Origin of the sequence: Acinetobacter lwoffii, assembly GCF_024129855.1 — a bacterium.
Classification (GTDB): domain Bacteria; phylum Pseudomonadota; class Gammaproteobacteria; order Pseudomonadales; family Moraxellaceae; genus Acinetobacter; species Acinetobacter lwoffii_L.
In genome coordinates, this window is record NZ_JAMXXC010000038.1 from 1 (window position 1) to 16,125 (window position 16,125).

The following is a 16,125-nucleotide window of genomic DNA, read 5'->3' on the forward strand; positions in this document are numbered from 1 at the left end:
AAATTATCAAAGTTCTGTTGCTTTAGCCTGTATATTTTTATGGCTACCTTTATAGGGTTAATTATGAACAGTAAATGTCAACAGACCCTAGATATTTGATCACTATATAAATTTTAGATTTAAATAATTCTACTTGGCCGAAAAATAAGGTTTTATTTTTTAAATATATTTCAACCAACTCATTTTTTTTAATATTTAATCTAATCAACTAAAAATGGCTTACATCCAGTTAATGAATGTAAGCCATTATTAAAACTTAGTTTTTACCCGTATGACCAAAACCGCCAGCACCGCGTTCAGTCGCTTCGAATTCATTCACCAGATCGAATTCAGCTTGTACCACAGGAACCAACACATACTGCGCCAAACGTTCACCTGGCTCTAAGCTGAATGCCGTCTGACTACGGTTCCAAACGGATACCATCAATTCACCCTGATAATCAGAATCAATTAAACCTACCAGGTTACCCAACACGATCCCATGTTTATGGCCCAAACCCGAACGTGGCAAGATCAGACCAGCAAATGCAGGATCTTCAATATAGATTGCTAAACCAGTTTTTACCAAAACCGTTTGGCCTGGTTCAATGATTGTGGTTTCTGCAACACACGCACGCAAATCCAGCCCCGCTGAACCTGTCGTAGCATAAGTCGGTAATGGCCATTCCTGACCAAGACGCGAGTCAAGGACTTTCACCTGAACTTTCATGTATTCATTCCTGTTGTTTCATTTAAAATAAGAGCAAGTCTTGTACCTTATCGTTTGATAAGATTACGCAAATTATCAAGATAATGTTGGGCTTGTAATTTTGGATCGATGTTACCGGCCAGCTTTTTCTTGCGGCCTAACCATTCCAGCTCATCTTCTGGTAATTCATCCAGGAAACGGCTTGGGGTCATTTGCTTCATCTGCCCACCGGCCTTGCGCTGTTCTGCCAGAGTAATGGTCAGTCCCTGACGTGCACGGGTAATCCCCACATACATCAGACGGCGTTCCTCTTCGACCGTTTCTGCAGCGATCGAGTTTTTATGTGGCAGAATTTCTTCTTCCAGCCCGATCAGATAGACATAAGGAAATTCCAGACCTTTAGACGCATGCAAAGTCAATAAATTGACTTTATCGGTGTCCTCTTCTTCCTGCTGCTGCTCGAGCATGTCCAGCAGCACCATTTTACGAATCACACTTTCAATATTTTTTTCATCAACATCTTCAGCGCGGTTAATCAGGCTTTGAATGCTGCTATAGAGCACTTCGATATTGTCGAGCTTGGTCTTTTCCTGCGCTGGTGTGGCTGCAGTTTCCTTGATGTAATCGATATAACCGGCTTCAATCATCATCTGGCGGATAATTGGCACTGGTTCATCATCATCCAGTAAATTGCGGGTAAAACCCTCAATAAAATCGGCAAACTCAGCCAATTGAGTCGTGGCCTTTTTCGGAATCGCCATGGTCAGACGCTGATCCGCAGCCGCAGCCAGAAGCGACAGATTATTTTCCTGAGCAAATAGACCGAGCTTTTCCAGCGTTACCGGACCAATTGCCCTTTTTGGCGTATTGATAATTCGTAAAAATGCACTGTCATCTTCAGGGTTAATGATCAAGCGTAAATAGCTCATCATGTCCTTGATTTCGGCACGTGCGAAGAAGGACTGTCCGCCAGATAATTTATACGGAATCTGCATCTGACGTAGATGGGTTTCTAAGATACGCGCCTGGAAATTGCCGCGGTACAACACCGCATAATCTTTCCAGCTTTTACCGTTCATCAATTTATGCGTGATCAGGTCTTTGACCACGCGTTCTGCTTCGTCATCATCATTGCGGCAGGTAATCACACGGATCACTTCACCATGGCCTTTGTCCGACCAGAGTTTTTTATCAAAAATATGCGGATTATTACCAATCACGGTGTTGGCTGCTTTGAGAATACGACTGGTCGAACGATAATTCTGTTCCAGTTTGATCACTTTCAGATTAGGAAAATCCTGCTGCAACAAAGCCATATTTTCCGGTTTAGCCCCACGCCAGGCATAAATCGACTGATCATCATCGCCTACGGCGGTGAACTGTCCCATCACACCAACCAGTAATTTCACCAGAATATACTGTGCTGTGTTGGTATCCTGATATTCATCCACCAGCAAATAACGTACCCGGTTTTGCCATTTGTCACGGACTTCAGCATTTTCCTGCAACAAGCGCGTCGGCATCACAATCAGGTCATCAAAATCCACGGCGTTATAAGCGCGTAAATTACGTTCATATAATTGATATAAATGCGCAAACTGCACATCTTCGGCAGTTTCACAGGTAGTATGTGCCTGCTCGGGTGGAATCAGATCATTTTTCCAGTCCGAGATCATTTTCATGGCTTTGGCAATCAGTTCTTTGCTTTCTGCACCGGATAAATTGTCACGCTGCATCAGATCCATCAGAATGCGTTTACAGTCGTCAGCATCCAGAATCGAGAAATTATTTTTCAGTGGGGTATGTTTCAACTCCAGGCGCAGCATATTCAGGCCAAAAGTATGGAAGGTCGAAACTGAAACGCCTTTACTTTCTTCACGCGTCAACAATTTGCTGACACGCTCTTTCATCTCACGTGCTGCCTTGTTGGTAAAAGTCATCGCAGTAATACGATGTGCGGGAATCCCGCAATGCTTGACTAAATACGCGATTTTTCGCGTGATCACTGAAGTCTTGCCTGAACCCGCTCCTGCAAGTACTAACAAGGGTCCTTGAGTGTATTTCATGGCTTCAAGTTGCTTGTCATTTAACTGACTGGCGAGTGACATATGGCTTCCTCTTCTAGATTCGGCTCCGATTATAGTCATCTCTGCGTCAGTTGCCTAATTTAAAATACGATTAATCAGATCAATATTCAGATATAAAAAAACCACCCGAAGGTGGTTTTTTCTTAAGCGTTCAAGAATTATTGAACTGCATATACCGCGATTTCTACACGACGGTTTTGCTCTTTACCTGCGGCAGTTGTATTGTCTGCAATTGGGTTCGCTGAACCTAAACCTTGAGCATTAATACGTGTACGTGAAACACCTTGGCCTGCCAAGTAAGTCGCTACAGAGTTTGCGCGTGCTTGAGACAATGGCAAGTTAATTGAGTCATTACCCGTGCTGTCTGTATAACCAGTTACAAGGATACCGCTCTTGTTATCTTCAGTTAATACTTGCGCCACTTTGTTTAAAGTGCCATAGAAGTTTGGTTTGATATTTGATTTGTTGGTATCAAATGTAATGCTGCCTGGCATCACAAGGTTAATCGAACCATCTGCATTACGGTTAACGTCTACGCCCGTACCCGCTGTTGCTTGACGTAATTTTTTCTCTTTGTTATCAAGATACACACCCGCTGCACCACCAACAACAGCACCAATCGCTGCTGCACGGTTATTTTGACGGCTGGTATTCGCATTGCCTTTAGAAACACCGTAACCTGCTGCAGCACCAATTAAAGTACCTAGAGCAGCTTTATCATATTCCACACCACCGATGTTATTACCAGTTGATTGACAACCTGTAAGTGCTACGGCCCCTGCTACAGCTGCTGAAATGACTAGTGCACGCATCGCATGACTCCTTGTTGTATGCTTTGTTGTTAAGCGAGATAATGATTTAAATTGAATGGGCTAACCATTGAATTTTTGTTAATAATAAATCGTTTAGTAATATTTTGTAATGTTTATATGTAACTAAAACCAAGTAGTTCGTCACAATATCTTCATAGTTTCCTGTTTAGGCTTTTTTATTTGCCTAACTGTCTCTATATTACTCAAAATATGAAAAAATTTAAGTGATTAATCTCTGGGGACTGTTTGGATATGTCATCGAATAGCAACAAGCAACCGACTTTAAAAAAACTGGCGCGTGGCCTGACGGTCACATCCGTCATGACGGGCAGTACTTTTTTTCATGGTCCCCCGGTGCTGGCCTTGGGTTTAACCAAACTTTTTAAAAAATCCGCAAAAGTGGATGAAACCAATATCAAGATTACCAACAGCTGGTTAGGGGTCAACAACTGGCTAATTGAGCATGTGCTGAAAAATACCGAATGGCAAATCAGTGTAGATGAATCACTGGATTTGAATATGCAGGGCCGTTATTTGATGACCTGTAATCATCAAAGCTGGGTCGATACCACGGTCAACCAGTACTTCGGTCTGAGCCGTATGCCCCTGACGCGTTTCTTTACCAAATGGGAGCTTATTTTTATTCCTTTTGTGGGTCAGGCCTTTAAAATCTTAGGCTTCCCGATGATGAAGCGGCATAGCAAGGAACAGATTGCCAAAAATCCTGCGCTGAAATACCGGGATATGGAAGAAGCACGCAAATCTTGTGAACAGCTGATCAGTCAGCCTTTTACCCTGTTAAATTATCTGGAAGGCACGCGTTTTACCCAAGAAAAGCATGATCAGCAGCAGTCTCCCTATACACATTTACTGAAACCTAAAGCCGGTGGTCTGGCATTGGCACTGAGTATTCTCGGCGATAAAATTGATGCGCTGGTCGACATGACCATTGTTTATCCTGACGGTATTCCGGGCTATGGTGAATTTTGGTTAGGTGAAGTGCCACGTATTGCGGTAAATTTAAGAAAAATTGATATTCCAGACTGGGTACTGGGCGGCAATTATGAAGATGATGCTGAATATCGTGCACGTTTTCAAAAATGGATTGATCAAATCTGGACTGAAAAAGATCAGCTCATCGCACAAATGCAGCAGAACTTTGCCCAAGCCCCGGTCGGATCTGTAACCGAGTAATTATGAAGAACGACAACCCGGACATTACGTCCAGCTCATTTAAATTTGTTCGTAAAGGAACCTGGGGCTGGAAAATTGCACTGATTTACGACATTTTCATGATGGTTTTGATCGTCATCAATCTGTTCTGTCTCAGTGCCAACGCCATTTTAATGAGCGATTTTGGTCAGTGGTTGTTTGACTTCATTCGTTTACCCGAAGTGTTGCAGTTTTATAAAAGTGATTTACGCCCTTGGGTCATTATTACCGAGGGCTGGTTTACCACCTTCTTGGTCTGTGAATTACTGGCACGCTGGGTCATCGCGATTGTTCTGCGTCATCATCGACGCTGGTGGTTCTTCCCTTTTGTGCACTGGTATGAAATTTTATCCATTATCCCTCAACTACGTTTCCTGCGCCTGCTGCGTGCGGTCGCGATTGGCTACAACCTGCATAGCCATGGTTATAAAGTAATTCCTAACCGCTGGTATCGCCAAGGTAACTTTTATTACAACATGCTAATGGAAGAGCTTTCTAGCCGGGTGGTACTGACCGTACTGGACGGTATTAAGCGTGAACTGACCACGAGCACATCACATAAACAGTTAATTGATGATTTGGTGGAACATCACCGTAAATTACTGGCGATTGCCTTGGCAGATATCTTGCAGGAATCTTTAGGCAAGGAATTACAGGCACAACGTTCCATGATCGCTAAAAATGTAGGGCAAGTAGTGAATCAGGCGATTGAAGATACTCCAGAACTAACCCAATTATTACGTTTGATTCCAATTGTTGGCAGCCGGATTGAACAGCAAATTCAAAGTATTGGTCAACGTTTGGGCGAAAATATCACGCAAGGACTGATTGAACCATTTACCCACACAGGTCAAAAAGAAAATCCGACTTTTGCCCTAATTTCAGATAAAATCAGCCAGATTCAGATTGAACATAATCCACATATTGATAAATTGGTCGAATCGGCTGTTTTTGAAACACTTGAAGCAATCCGGAAACAGGTGAAAGTCAAACAATGGCAACAGATTTTAGAAGAACATGAGCAAAATCAGAGCTCAATAGATAAGTAAAGTTTAAAGTACAGAATCAGATCAATCCGTCCGGTTCTGTTCGCATAAAAAAATAACTGAGATCGCTAGAGAATTACTGCAATTTGTTCTAGGATTTGCACTATTTACAACATTGCTTCGACACAAAACCAGCAGGTCAGAAGTATTTAAGGAAGAATTATGGCTGATATACGGATAAAAGGCAGAATGGTCAATGCGATACGCATTAGCCTAGATACCAATGATCATGATGCAATCCGCCAGCAACTTAGCCCAAAATTACAAGCAGCATTTCCACCCGGCACTTTGGCAGTCATTGAAAGTTCAGTTGAACAGGAACTCATTGCGCTGATCCAACTGTTAATCAGTCTGGATGTACAGCCTATGGCTGTTACTGAAGGCTTACTTGGAGATCAGGCGCGCGCCATTCAGTTCCCGGTACTGCCACCTGATCGCCAGTTAGAAGAAATTAAAGCCACCAAAGAACAGGTGGTGGAAGTTAAACCAGAACCTACAGCGGTGAATGATGATCAAGCGCCTACTGCCCCGATCGTCGCGCATATCACCTCATATCATGATGAAATTCTGCGTACCGGCCAATGTATCGTGCAGCATAATGGCGACATTATTATTAATGCCGGCATCAACAGTGGTTCAGAAGTGATTGCTTCAGGCAATATTCATGTCTATGGCAGCGCACGTGGCCGGGTCATTGCAGGTGCGGGTGGTAATACTGCAGCACGTATTTTCTGTCATAGCCTCGAAGCTGAACTGATTTCAATTGCAGGAACCTATTGTGTGGCGGATGACATTCCACCGCATGTAGTTAAAAAGTCTGTGCATATTTACTTGAATGATCAACTAGAGCTTGTATTTGAAGCTCTACAATTTTAATGTATAAATAAACACCAAAAACCCCATTTTAAACAGGGGATTTGAACCATAACAGGAGTGGATTCGGTGGCGAAAATTGTTGTCGTAACGTCAGGCAAAGGTGGTGTAGGTAAAACTACAACAAGTGCATCTTTTGCAACAGGTTTAGCCCTACGTGGTCACAAAACTGTTGTTATTGATTTTGATGTAGGTTTACGTAACCTTGATTTGATTATGGGCTGTGAACGCCGTGTAGTTTATGATTTTGTGAATGTTTTAAATAACGAAGCACGATTACAACAAGCACTGATTCGCGATAAAGATATTGAAAATTTATATATTTTACCTGCATCACAAACACGTGATAAAGATGCCTTAACCGATGAAGGTGTTGCTCGTGTAATGGATGAGCTTTCGCAGGAATTTGATTATATTATCTGTGATTCGCCTGCCGGTATTGAGCGTGGTGCTATTTTGGCCATGTATCATGCGGATGAAGCCATCATTGTGACCAACCCTGAGATTTCTTCAGTACGTGACTCTGACCGTATCATTGGTATGCTCGACAGTAAAACTAAAAAAGTAGAACAAAACGAAGGTCGCATTCGTAAGCATCTGTGTATTACCCGTTTCAATCCGGAACGTGCCGATAAACAGGAAATGCTAACGATTGATGATATTTCTAAGGATATTTTACGTGTACCGACCTTGGGCGTTATTCCTGAGTGTCCAAGCGTTTTACAGGCATCGAATGAAGGTAAGCCGGTGATTCTTTTCACTGAAGCTTCTGCAGGTCAGGCCTATGATGATCTGGTTGCGCGTTTCCTTGGCGAAGAGCGTCCTTACCGTCATATCGAGGTAAAACCTAAGGGCTGGTTAGCACGACTATTTGGAGCGTAGACATGGCAGGATTCTGGAGTAAACTTTTTAGTGGCGAGGATAAACCATCAAGCGCACGGACTGCTAAAGACCGTTTGAAAGTGATCGTTGCATCCGAACAAGGCTTGGGTCGTCGCTTGAGCCAGGACAAAATTGACCAGATGAAGACTGAAATCATGCAAGTGGTCAATCGTTATGTTCGCGGTGTCGATGAACAGCATATTCAAATGCAGGTCCGTTCTGAAGCCAATATTGAAATGCTTGAAATGAATATCAATTTACCTGAAGAACGATAATCTGATTTTTGATTGGTCAAGTAAATTGATTCAAGGCAAAATATGAGAGTGGTAGAAATAGTAGTTTAGCTATATTCCGCCCACTTGAAGCATAGCTTCAAGTCTTGCGACTAGGCAAAGCAGTGCTTTGCTAATCTAGTCTCATATTTTGCCTTTTTTCATGCCGAAAAAACTACATTAGATCAAGGAAATTGCGATGGCATTATCTCAACCAGCGACCTTTAACGAAGAATGGTCAGATGAGCGTGTATTTGCCTACTTGAATCAGCTTCCTCCTGCAGGTGTTAATGCTGATTTTCACGTGCTCTATCATGCTTTCAAGCATATGCGTCCATTTGATTATGAACGCCTGTTGACGAAATTTGTCGCTGATGGCCGTGATGTCAATGCAACCAATCCGGAAGGACAACGGATTCATGACGTGATTGCCACTTTCCCGCGTCAAAGTGCCGAGTTTCTGGATGTATTGGCAAAATTTGCCTGAGTCAAAATACATAAAAAAGCCTGCTTTGAAAGCAGGCTTTTTTATTGAAGGTAGACTGAAATTAAACCAGAATCTCGCGTTTACCATTGGCACCCATACCGCTGACAATGCCGTTTTCTTCCATCTGGTCAATGATCCGTGCAGCACGGTTATAGCCCAGACTGAATTTACGTTGCAAGGATGAAGTAGAAGCCTTACGGGTTTCCAAAACAAAAGCTACACACTGGTCATACAGTGCATCACGGTCTGAACTGCCCTCACCACCATCTTCAAAACCACGGCTGGATGGTTCTTCATCAAATGGTGTCAGGATCTCGTCGACATAATTTGGTGAACCACGTTCACGCCATGCATCGCAGATCCGGTTGACTTCGTCATCGGCAATAAAGGCACCATGTACACGCTCAGGTTCGATTTTACCCGGGCCGAGGAATAGCATGTCACCGTGACCGAGCAAGTCCTCTGCACCACCCGCATCCAGAATAGTACGCGAGTCGATCTTGGAGTTAACCCGTAGCGCGACACGTGTTGGAATATTGGCTTTGATCAAACCGGTGATCACGTCCACCGATGGACGTTGGGTCGCAAGCAACAGGTGAATACCGGCAGCACGTGATTTTTGTGCCAGACGGGTAATCATCTCTTCAGCTTTCTTACCGACCTGCATGATCATATCCGCGAACTCATCCGCGACAATCACAATGGAAGGCAATGGCGTCAAACGCGGCGCACGTTCACCCACAACAGAATCGCTGGCTTTCCAGGTTGGATCGATCAGGTCTTCACCATTGGCAATCGCCTCTTCCACCTTGCGGTTATAGTCGCTTAGTTTACGGATTTTCAAGAAAGACATCAGCTTATAACGACGTTCCATCTCATTGACACACCAGTTCAATGCGCTGACCGCATCTTTCATATCGGTGACTACAGGCGTCAACAAATGCGGAATATCATTATAGTTCGCCAGTTCCAGCTGCTTCGGATCGATCAGAATTAAACGCAATTCATCTGGGGTATATTTCAGCAACATCGATAAAATCATCGAGTTGACCGCCACCGATTTACCGGAACCTGTGGTTCCTGCCACCAGCATATGCGGCGCTTTACCCAGATCAGCAATCACCGGATTACCGGAAATATCCTTACCCATTGCCATGGAGAGGATGCTATTCGGATCAGTGAAGGCTGGAATGGTCAAAAGTTCGATCAAACGGACCATTTCACGGGTACTGTTTGGTACTTCAATTCCGATATACGGCTTGCCCGGAATGACCTCAACCACACGCACCGATGCCATCGACATCGAACGTGCCAGATCACGCGAAATATTCGTCACTTTAGAGGCTTTTACCCCTGGTGCCAGATCCAGTTCAAAACGTGTTACGACTGGGCCTGGCTGTGCTTCTACCACTTTAGCTTTGACATTAAATTCTTGCAGCTTGATTTCAAGCAGCTCAGATAAACGCGCCAGCTGCTCTTCGGTAAAATTCACTTTTTTATTCGGATCGACTTCATCGAGTAAATCTAGCCCTGGAAGCGGTGATAAATCTTTGCGGCGCTCCACAACCTGCATGGCACGTGACATCGGACGGCCTGAAGCATCGGTCAAAGGAGCATCAAAATCAAACTCGTCTTCATCTTGTGGTTTGCCAGCAGTCTCTTGCCAGGCTTCCACAAATTCTTCTTTCGATAAAGCCTCGCGTACTGCTGCATTGGCGGCGGAAGAATTGGATATCGGCTCTACAACCTGATGCTGAATCGGTGCCTGTACAAAAGCAGAAGATTGCGCATAGCTCGAAGCACGTACAGGTTGTTGTGGCTCATCTTCTTCAATCAGTAAATCACCCAGGTCATCCAGATCGGTCTGTAATGCGCTGTTTTTCACGACATGTGCAGTCGCCATGGATGCCATGGCCGGTGCAACATTGGTCATGTCTTCTACAATTCTTGAGGTCTTTTCGGCTGGCGCTGTATTGAATGGACTATGCACATCGGTCGCAGTTTTGCCTTGCGGAACTGCAGCCAGAAGTTCATCAAAGATTTCATCATCATCCCAGTCCAGGCCTGTATGTGGAGCCGATGCGGTTCTGGTGTGAGCATGAGTCTGTGCTGAAACAGGTTGAGGAGCGGTTATATGTGAGACTGGAGAATTAAGCTGTTCTTCTTCGGCTGCTTTGAGTAAGGCATCAATATCCTGTTTATGGCGCTGATCTTCATTTGAATGTAAGGCACGCCACACCTCGCCTGTCGCTACCACACGATCCGGCTGTTGAGGCACTTGCTGTACTTGCTTAAATGTCTCGACTGGCTCAGGAGCCTGCTGCTCAGCCTCAGGAATATCCTCATAAAACTGCGGTTGTTGTGATTCTTTATCGGCAAAATCATCAAATAAGCGTTCAGCCACCTGATCGCGCACCACCGGATCTATTTCTACCAGTTGATGCTCAGGCGCAGGTGTTACTGCAACCGCTACTTTTTTTGCACTAATGACTGGCTCTTTTTTGGCGACAGGTGCAGTCCGGTCAAAATCAGACATGCCTTCAGGCACATTGCGGTAGAACAGGTCTTGTAAATAAGCAGGGGTTGCTTTGAGGCTGCTCCAGGTCTTGTTCCACTTCACCCCAAAAGCCAAAGTAAATAACACCACCCAAAGCACCAGCAGGAAGAATGCTGCACCATAGACTGTCAGCAGTTGTTCCAGACTCTGACCTAATTCATAGCCAATAATACCGCCGGAAGAATTATCCAGCGTATCAGCAGGAACTTGCCAGAATAAAAACAATAGCGCTGAGGTGGTCAGTAACAGGAAGAATTGCGCAGCATAGCGAAATGGCCGGTTCAGGAAGCTGCGCGGCCACCAGACCTGAATTGCTTCCATAAACAGATAGACAGGAATCAGCAGACTTGCCCAACCAAGGAAGCCAAACAAAAGGTCTGCAATCCAGGCACCCGCTACCCCACTGGCATTCGAAACGGTCTGCGTATCACTGGAGATATGCATCCACCCCGGATCAAATGGCGTATAGGTCACTGTTGCAAGAAACAGATAAATCCCAAATGAGACTAAAAATAATGTCATTACTAAGCGCTGTGCATAGGCACTCGACACCGCTGTCATATACTGTCCTGTAACCAATTCTTCATGAATATTCTTTTGCTTCAATGCTTGAAAAAAGCGACGCAATAAAATGTATATTATGCACCTGTTCTGTGAAAAAAGATGCACTATTGTGCAAGCACAATGTTACTTATGCTATATAGCCCAAATCGATTTCAATGATCAATAATATCGACTTTAATCTCACACCACTGTTATACAGTTTCACGTATAATTCAATAAATTTCTAAATAAAAAAGGATACAGCTGATGAGCGCACGTCACTCACGACTGATTATTTTAGGTTCTGGCCCTGCAGGCTATAGCGCAGCAGTATATGCAGCGCGTGCAAACTTGAAACCTACCCTGATTGCAGGCTTGCAACTGGGCGGTCAGCTGACCACGACGACTGACGTCGATAACTGGCCGGGTGATCCCGAAGGTTTGACTGGTCCCGCATTGATGGAACGTATGCAGGCACATGCAGAGCGTTTTGGCACTGAAATCGTGTATGACCATATCAATGAAGTGGATCTTAGCCAGCGCCCGTTCGTGTTAAAAGGCGATATGGAAGAATTCACCTGTGATGCCCTGATTATCTGTACCGGTGCAACTGCCCAATACCTCGGTCTGGAATCTGAAGCAGCCTATATGGGTCAAGGTGTCAGTGCTTGCGCAACCTGTGATGGTTTCTTCTATAAAAACCAGAAAGTAATGGTCGTAGGTGGTGGTAATACTGCTGTTGAAGAAGCGTTGTATTTATCTAACATTGCTTCTCACGTGACTCTGGTTCACCGTCGTGATTCCTTACGTTCCGAAAAAATCTTGCAAGATCATTTATTTACCAAAGAAAAAGAAGGCAAGATCAGCATTATCTGGAACCATCAGGTCGATGAAGTACTCGGTGATGCACAATCTGGTGTGACCTCAGTTCGTATTAAATCAACGCAAGATGACTCTACTCAAAACATTGATGTGACGGGTATGTTTGTGGCGATTGGTCACAAGCCAAATAGCACCATGTTCGAAGGCCAGTTAGAACTTCGTGACGGCTATATCCAGGTGCAAAGCGGTACTGCAGGTAATGCAACACAAACGTCGGTACCGGGTGTATTCGCAGCCGGTGATATTGCAGACAGCATTTATCGTCAGGCGATTACTTCTGCGGGTTCAGGCTGTATGGCTGCACTGGATGCGGAAAAATATCTTGATGCGATGGGTAAACTAGACTAAGCAGCAAGAATAAAAACGCCGTCCATTATGGGCGGCTTTTTTATTGCTAGAATGAGATGATGATTTATCTATAGATTTATATCGGGTCTGCCATGTCTTTACTTCCTCCCTCAGAATTCATTTTTCCCAATCCGGTCGAGGTTGATCCTGAAGGTGAAGGCCTGATTTGTATTGGTGCAGACCTCTCCCCTTCCACACTTTATGAAGCCTATACGCATGGATTATTTCCCTGGTTTTCAGAAAGTGATCCGATTTGCTGGTGGAGTCCGGAACCACGCTGCATTATTCGCCCCGAAGATTATCATCCGAGCAAATCCCTGCTACGTAATATGAAAAAGCAGGACTATAAAATTACGGTCAATCATGCTTTTGAAAGAGTGATTCGTTCCTGCTCCCTACCTCGTGCTTATGCAGACGACACCTGGATCAGTGAAGATATTATCGCAGGCTATTGCGACATGTTCGACGCAGGATATAGCTATAGCATTGAGGTCTGGGATGAAGATCGCGTCGTCGGTGGACTTTATGGTGTGACCATCGGTCAAGGCTGTTTTGGTGAATCCATGTTTAGTACGCAAACCGATGTTTCTAAAATGGCTTTCTATACTTTAATGCTGATTGGACAGGAAAATAAACTACCCTGGATCGACTGCCAACTGGTCAACGATCATCTTTTAAGCCTGGGTGCCTGCACACTTTCTCGCCAAGCCTATCTTAATTCTTTACAAGATATTGTAAAAAAGCCTGCTATCGATTGGAAAAATTATCAGGAAGGTGTATTTTCAAGTAAAACAATAGCGCAAAACGCGCGCTTAAGTGAATGAAAATAACAGAGGGTAGTTGTTATGAACTCTTATCAGCCAAAGGCCCTACTGAACGATTTACAGTATTATATTACGCCGCCGCATGATTGTAGCTATTTACCCAACAAGTCGGCGCGCATGGTTTTTCTGGATCCTGCACATCGAATTGATGTCGTAACTTTATCGGAACTGTCACGTACCGGTTTCCGCCGCAGTGGTGATTTCGTGTATCGACCCGAATGTCATCTGTGTCGTCAATGTCTGTCTTCGCGTGTGCCTGTTGTTGAATTCCGCATGAACAGTTCACAAAAAAAAGCCTGGAAACGTAATCAGGATCTGGTGATGAAAATTACCAGTCCAGAGCACGCCGGTGACCTGCATTATGCGCTGTATGAACGCTATATTAATGAACGCCACGCAGATGGCGACATGTTTCCACCGACTCGGGATCAGTTCGAAAAATTTTTATTACAAAGTTGTACCGACAGCTTCTTTCTGGAGTTATGGCAAGGTGAGCGTCTAATCAGCGTTTCCACCTGCGATCTGCTGGATGATGGCATCTCTGCCGTCTATACCTTCTTTGATCCTGATGAAAATCGTCGTTCACTCGGTGCATTTGCGATCTTGAAACAGATTGAACATGCACAAAAGCTGGGCTTGCAATTTATCTATCTGGGATATTGGGTACCACATTCCAACAAGATGAATTACAAATCTCAGTACCTGCCACTGGAACTCTTGATCGATGGACAATGGCGACGCTTAAATCATGCCCTAAGTGCCACGGAGATTCAGCACTTGGGAAACTCATTAATGACGACCTTACCTAGCGGATGGAATCACCAGATTATTAAATAAGGTCGTCAGCTTTTATGATTTAAACAGACTGGCAAAATCATCTGTACATGCTTTCACCATAATGATGGCATGTTCACGGCTTCCGTTACTGTTAGGATAATAATTCTTGCGCAGATCAATCTGATGAAAGCCTGATTTTTCATACAGCTTGATCGCAGTCAGATTACTCTCGCGCACTTCCAGGAAAATCTGCACCGGATTATTTTTTAGCATCGCCACTGAAGCCTCCAGCAACTGATAGCCCAAGCCCTGACCTTGCTGTGCCGGATCAATTGCCATGAGCAATAAATTGGCTTCATCCAGCACCGGTTGTAAAATACAAAATCCGGCCACCTGCCCTTGCACTTCAATCACGGTACTTTGATAAGCCGTTACAGCATCTTCGAACTGTTTGAAAGTCCAGGGATGTGATTGAACTGATTTTTCAATCTTTGCAACGACTTCTACATCCGCTGCTTGCATTAAACGAATCATCTTCGTTCATCTTATATAGAATCAACCTCCGCATTATAGAAACTTCATCCAAAAAATCGAGCAAAAAAAAGAGCGATTTTAGTCGCTCTCCAATCTTCAGTTCTGTCACAAACCCAATTTGGCTTTCCAGGTCGCCAACAGTTGATCTGTATAATGATCATTCGGATGGAATCCCGGTTTAAAATACATCAGCATTTCTTTCGCCATACCCGTAATGACACCTTTAGAAGGACTATAGGCATAGGTATAAATGGCTTTTAAGGACTCAAGATTAAACTGCTGATCCTGTTTAAGCAAACGGGCGAGGAAATAGCTTTGCACCACAAATAAGGTTGCCATTGCGATGACCAAGGAAGACGTACGCAATGCATAGGCTTTTAATCCTTTGCCAAAAACCCCTTCGAAGACATCATAAGCCACTGCCTTATGTTCATTTTCCTCGATAGCATGCCATAACCACATGGTTTTCATGGTTTCATCTGTCATCAATTCCTGAATGTGGCTATTGGTCAAAAGCTGTGAGGCAATGGTTGCAGTGAAATGCTCAAGTGCCGTAGTTGCAGTCAAATCTACCATTTCTTGGGTAATTCCCACAGGCTTACCCAGTTTAGCCATGACTTTACGTGTCGTTTGAATGACTTTATCGGTATAACGATCAAGCGTCTCGACATCATGCCCATGTTTTTGCGCAGAAGCATTAAAGCCGATATGCTCGTGAGTATGCATGGCTTCCTGACCAATAAAAGCAGAAATTTCTTTTTGTAATGCTTCATTATTGGCAATTGCAGGATGGTTACGTACCGCGCGGACTGAATCTATAAAAAACTTTTCACCTGCTGGAAATAGCGCAGATAATGCGGTCATAAAATGAGTGAGACCTGCTGAACCATTCATCCAATATTCCGGTACAGCATCAAAATCAAAGTTCATGCGACGAACTGGAAAACTTGCACCCGCACGATTGGTAATATTTACTTTCGCATTCATGTGACCACTCCCATCAGGCCAATCCAGACCCGAAAATGTAATATTCATATTCTTATCTGTATATTACGTGGTAATTTTTTTTTACATAAGTGCAGTTTAGGTCAAGCCAATATCAGATAAGGACAGCTTTTAAAATCATTGTCCGACAATCTATTTTTAGTTTTATAAAAAGTTTGAATCAAAAAAAAGCGCCTCAAAGAGGCGCTTTTCTTACACAACCAGCGATTATGCAGTTACTTTAGCAACTACACCAGCACCAACTGTACGACCGCCTTCACGGATCGCAAAACGTAGACCTGGGTCCATTGCGATCG

The 16,125-nt window shown here is 44.0% G+C and carries 16 protein-coding genes; 9 read left to right on the top strand and 7 right to left on the bottom strand.

Annotation, left to right across the window (positions count from 1 at the left end; all coding sequences use genetic code 11):
* Nucleotides 1-256: 256 nt before the first annotated feature.
* The 3 genes from dut to NI465_RS15575 form a co-directional block, all read right to left on the bottom strand.
* Nucleotides 257-709, bottom strand: coding sequence for a dUTP diphosphatase (dut, locus tag NI465_RS15565; protein WP_004646127.1), 453 nt, complete (start codon nt 707-709; stop codon nt 257-259).
* Nucleotides 710-756: 47 nt separating this feature from the next.
* The gene (locus NI465_RS15570) at nt 757-2,796 is read right to left on the bottom strand and encodes a UvrD-helicase domain-containing protein (RefSeq protein WP_004730583.1); all 2,040 of its coding nucleotides are present in this window, start codon (nt 2,794-2,796) and stop codon (nt 757-759) included.
* Between the two features lie 137 nt (nt 2,797-2,933).
* Complete coding sequence (locus NI465_RS15575; RefSeq protein ID WP_004646124.1) at nt 2,934-3,587, bottom strand: YiaD family glycine zipper/OmpA-like lipoprotein; 654 nt, start codon at nt 3,585-3,587, stop codon at nt 2,934-2,936.
* Nucleotides 3,588-3,839: 252 nt separating this feature from the next.
* On the opposite strand from NI465_RS15575, the gene yihG reads away from it, so the two are divergent.
* The 6 genes from yihG to NI465_RS15605 all read left to right on the top strand — a co-directional run bounded on the left by yihG (nt 3,840) and on the right by NI465_RS15605 (nt 8,359).
* The gene (yihG, locus tag NI465_RS15580) at nt 3,840-4,781 is read left to right on the top strand and encodes a 1-acylglycerol-3-phosphate O-acyltransferase, YihG family (protein ID WP_168386750.1); all 942 of its coding nucleotides are present in this window, start codon (nt 3,840-3,842) and stop codon (nt 4,779-4,781) included.
* A 2-nt stretch (nt 4,782-4,783) separates the two neighbouring features.
* A complete protein-coding gene (locus tag NI465_RS15585) occupies nt 4,784-5,848 on the top strand; it encodes a preprotein translocase subunit SecA (RefSeq protein ID WP_168386749.1) in 1,065 nt (354 codons plus the stop codon).
* A 159-nt stretch (nt 5,849-6,007) separates the two neighbouring features.
* Nucleotides 6,008-6,721 (top strand): septum site-determining protein MinC, encoded by a 714-nt coding sequence (gene minC, locus NI465_RS15590; protein WP_168386748.1) that lies wholly within the window; start codon nt 6,008-6,010, stop codon nt 6,719-6,721.
* A 66-nt stretch (nt 6,722-6,787) separates the two neighbouring features.
* Nucleotides 6,788-7,600 (top strand): septum site-determining protein MinD, encoded by an 813-nt coding sequence (gene minD, locus NI465_RS15595; protein WP_004646120.1) that lies wholly within the window; start codon nt 6,788-6,790, stop codon nt 7,598-7,600.
* Nucleotides 7,601-7,602: 2 nt separating this feature from the next.
* The gene (minE, locus tag NI465_RS15600; RefSeq protein WP_004279256.1) at nt 7,603-7,875 is read left to right on the top strand and encodes a cell division topological specificity factor MinE; all 273 of its coding nucleotides are present in this window, start codon (nt 7,603-7,605) and stop codon (nt 7,873-7,875) included.
* A 196-nt stretch (nt 7,876-8,071) separates the two neighbouring features.
* Nucleotides 8,072-8,359, top strand: a complete 288-nt coding sequence (locus NI465_RS15605) for a PA4642 family protein (RefSeq protein WP_004279254.1) — start codon at nt 8,072-8,074, stop codon at nt 8,357-8,359.
* A gap of 61 nt (nt 8,360-8,420) precedes the next feature.
* On the opposite strand, the gene NI465_RS15610 is transcribed toward NI465_RS15605, so the two are convergent.
* Nucleotides 8,421-11,477 (bottom strand): DNA translocase FtsK, encoded by a 3,057-nt coding sequence (locus tag NI465_RS15610; protein WP_243474875.1) that lies wholly within the window; start codon nt 11,475-11,477, stop codon nt 8,421-8,423.
* A gap of 249 nt (nt 11,478-11,726) precedes the next feature.
* Here NI465_RS15610 and trxB point away from each other — a divergent pair, with 249 nt between their 5' ends.
* The 3 genes from trxB to NI465_RS15625 all read left to right on the top strand — a co-directional run bounded on the left by trxB (nt 11,727) and on the right by NI465_RS15625 (nt 14,350).
* Nucleotides 11,727-12,689, top strand: coding sequence for a thioredoxin-disulfide reductase (gene trxB, locus NI465_RS15615; RefSeq protein ID WP_164543259.1), 963 nt, complete (start codon nt 11,727-11,729; stop codon nt 12,687-12,689).
* Nucleotides 12,690-12,781: 92 nt separating this feature from the next.
* Nucleotides 12,782-13,513 carry a leucyl/phenylalanyl-tRNA--protein transferase gene (aat, locus tag NI465_RS15620; protein WP_164543258.1) on the top strand — a complete coding sequence of 244 codons (732 nt, stop codon included), beginning with the start codon at nt 12,782-12,784 and terminating at the stop codon, nt 13,511-13,513.
* 21 nt (nt 13,514-13,534) lie between these two features.
* Nucleotides 13,535-14,350 (top strand): arginyltransferase, encoded by an 816-nt coding sequence (locus NI465_RS15625; RefSeq protein WP_253102080.1) that lies wholly within the window; start codon nt 13,535-13,537, stop codon nt 14,348-14,350.
* A 12-nt stretch (nt 14,351-14,362) separates the two neighbouring features.
* On the opposite strand, the gene rimI is transcribed toward NI465_RS15625, so the two are convergent.
* The 3 genes from rimI to NI465_RS15640 all read right to left on the bottom strand — a co-directional run.
* Nucleotides 14,363-14,824 carry a ribosomal protein S18-alanine N-acetyltransferase gene (rimI, locus tag NI465_RS15630; RefSeq protein WP_253145912.1) on the bottom strand — a complete coding sequence of 154 codons (462 nt, stop codon included), beginning with the start codon at nt 14,822-14,824 and terminating at the stop codon, nt 14,363-14,365.
* 105 nt (nt 14,825-14,929) lie between these two features.
* Complete coding sequence (locus tag NI465_RS15635; RefSeq protein WP_253145914.1) at nt 14,930-15,811, bottom strand: metal-dependent hydrolase; 882 nt, start codon at nt 15,809-15,811, stop codon at nt 14,930-14,932.
* A gap of 225 nt (nt 15,812-16,036) precedes the next feature.
* Nucleotides 16,037-16,125, bottom strand: an 89-nt coding sequence (locus NI465_RS15640; RefSeq protein WP_445585614.1) for an EF-Tu C-terminal domain-related protein, incomplete at its 5' end; no start/stop codon positions are given.

Bases quoted from the DNA above. Each gene is read 5' to 3' on its own strand.
- dut (WP_004646127.1), bottom strand. From the start codon at position 709: ATGAAAGTTCAGGTGAAAGTCCTTGACTCGCGTCTTGGTCAGGAATGG.
- NI465_RS15570 (WP_004730583.1), bottom strand. From the start codon at position 2,796: ATGTCACTCGCCAGTCAGTTAAATGACAAGCAACTTGAAGCCATGAAA.
- NI465_RS15575 (WP_004646124.1), bottom strand. From the start codon at position 3,587: ATGCGTGCACTAGTCATTTCAGCAGCTGTAGCAGGGGCCGTAGCACTT.
- yihG (WP_168386750.1), top strand. From the start codon at position 3,840: ATGTCATCGAATAGCAACAAGCAACCGACTTTAAAAAAACTGGCGCGT.
- NI465_RS15585 (WP_168386749.1), top strand. From the start codon at position 4,784: ATGAAGAACGACAACCCGGACATTACGTCCAGCTCATTTAAATTTGTT.
- minC (WP_168386748.1), top strand. From the start codon at position 6,008: ATGGCTGATATACGGATAAAAGGCAGAATGGTCAATGCGATACGCATT.
- minE (WP_004279256.1), top strand. From the start codon at position 7,603: ATGGCAGGATTCTGGAGTAAACTTTTTAGTGGCGAGGATAAACCATCA.
- NI465_RS15605 (WP_004279254.1), top strand. From the start codon at position 8,072: ATGGCATTATCTCAACCAGCGACCTTTAACGAAGAATGGTCAGATGAG.
- NI465_RS15610 (WP_243474875.1), bottom strand. From the start codon at position 11,477: ATGACAGCGGTGTCGAGTGCCTATGCACAGCGCTTAGTAATGACATTA.
- trxB (WP_164543259.1), top strand. From the start codon at position 11,727: ATGAGCGCACGTCACTCACGACTGATTATTTTAGGTTCTGGCCCTGCA.
- aat (WP_164543258.1), top strand. From the start codon at position 12,782: ATGTCTTTACTTCCTCCCTCAGAATTCATTTTTCCCAATCCGGTCGAG.
- NI465_RS15625 (WP_253102080.1), top strand. From the start codon at position 13,535: ATGAACTCTTATCAGCCAAAGGCCCTACTGAACGATTTACAGTATTAT.
- rimI (WP_253145912.1), bottom strand. From the start codon at position 14,824: ATGATTCGTTTAATGCAAGCAGCGGATGTAGAAGTCGTTGCAAAGATT.
- NI465_RS15635 (WP_253145914.1), bottom strand. From the start codon at position 15,811: ATGAATGCGAAAGTAAATATTACCAATCGTGCGGGTGCAAGTTTTCCA.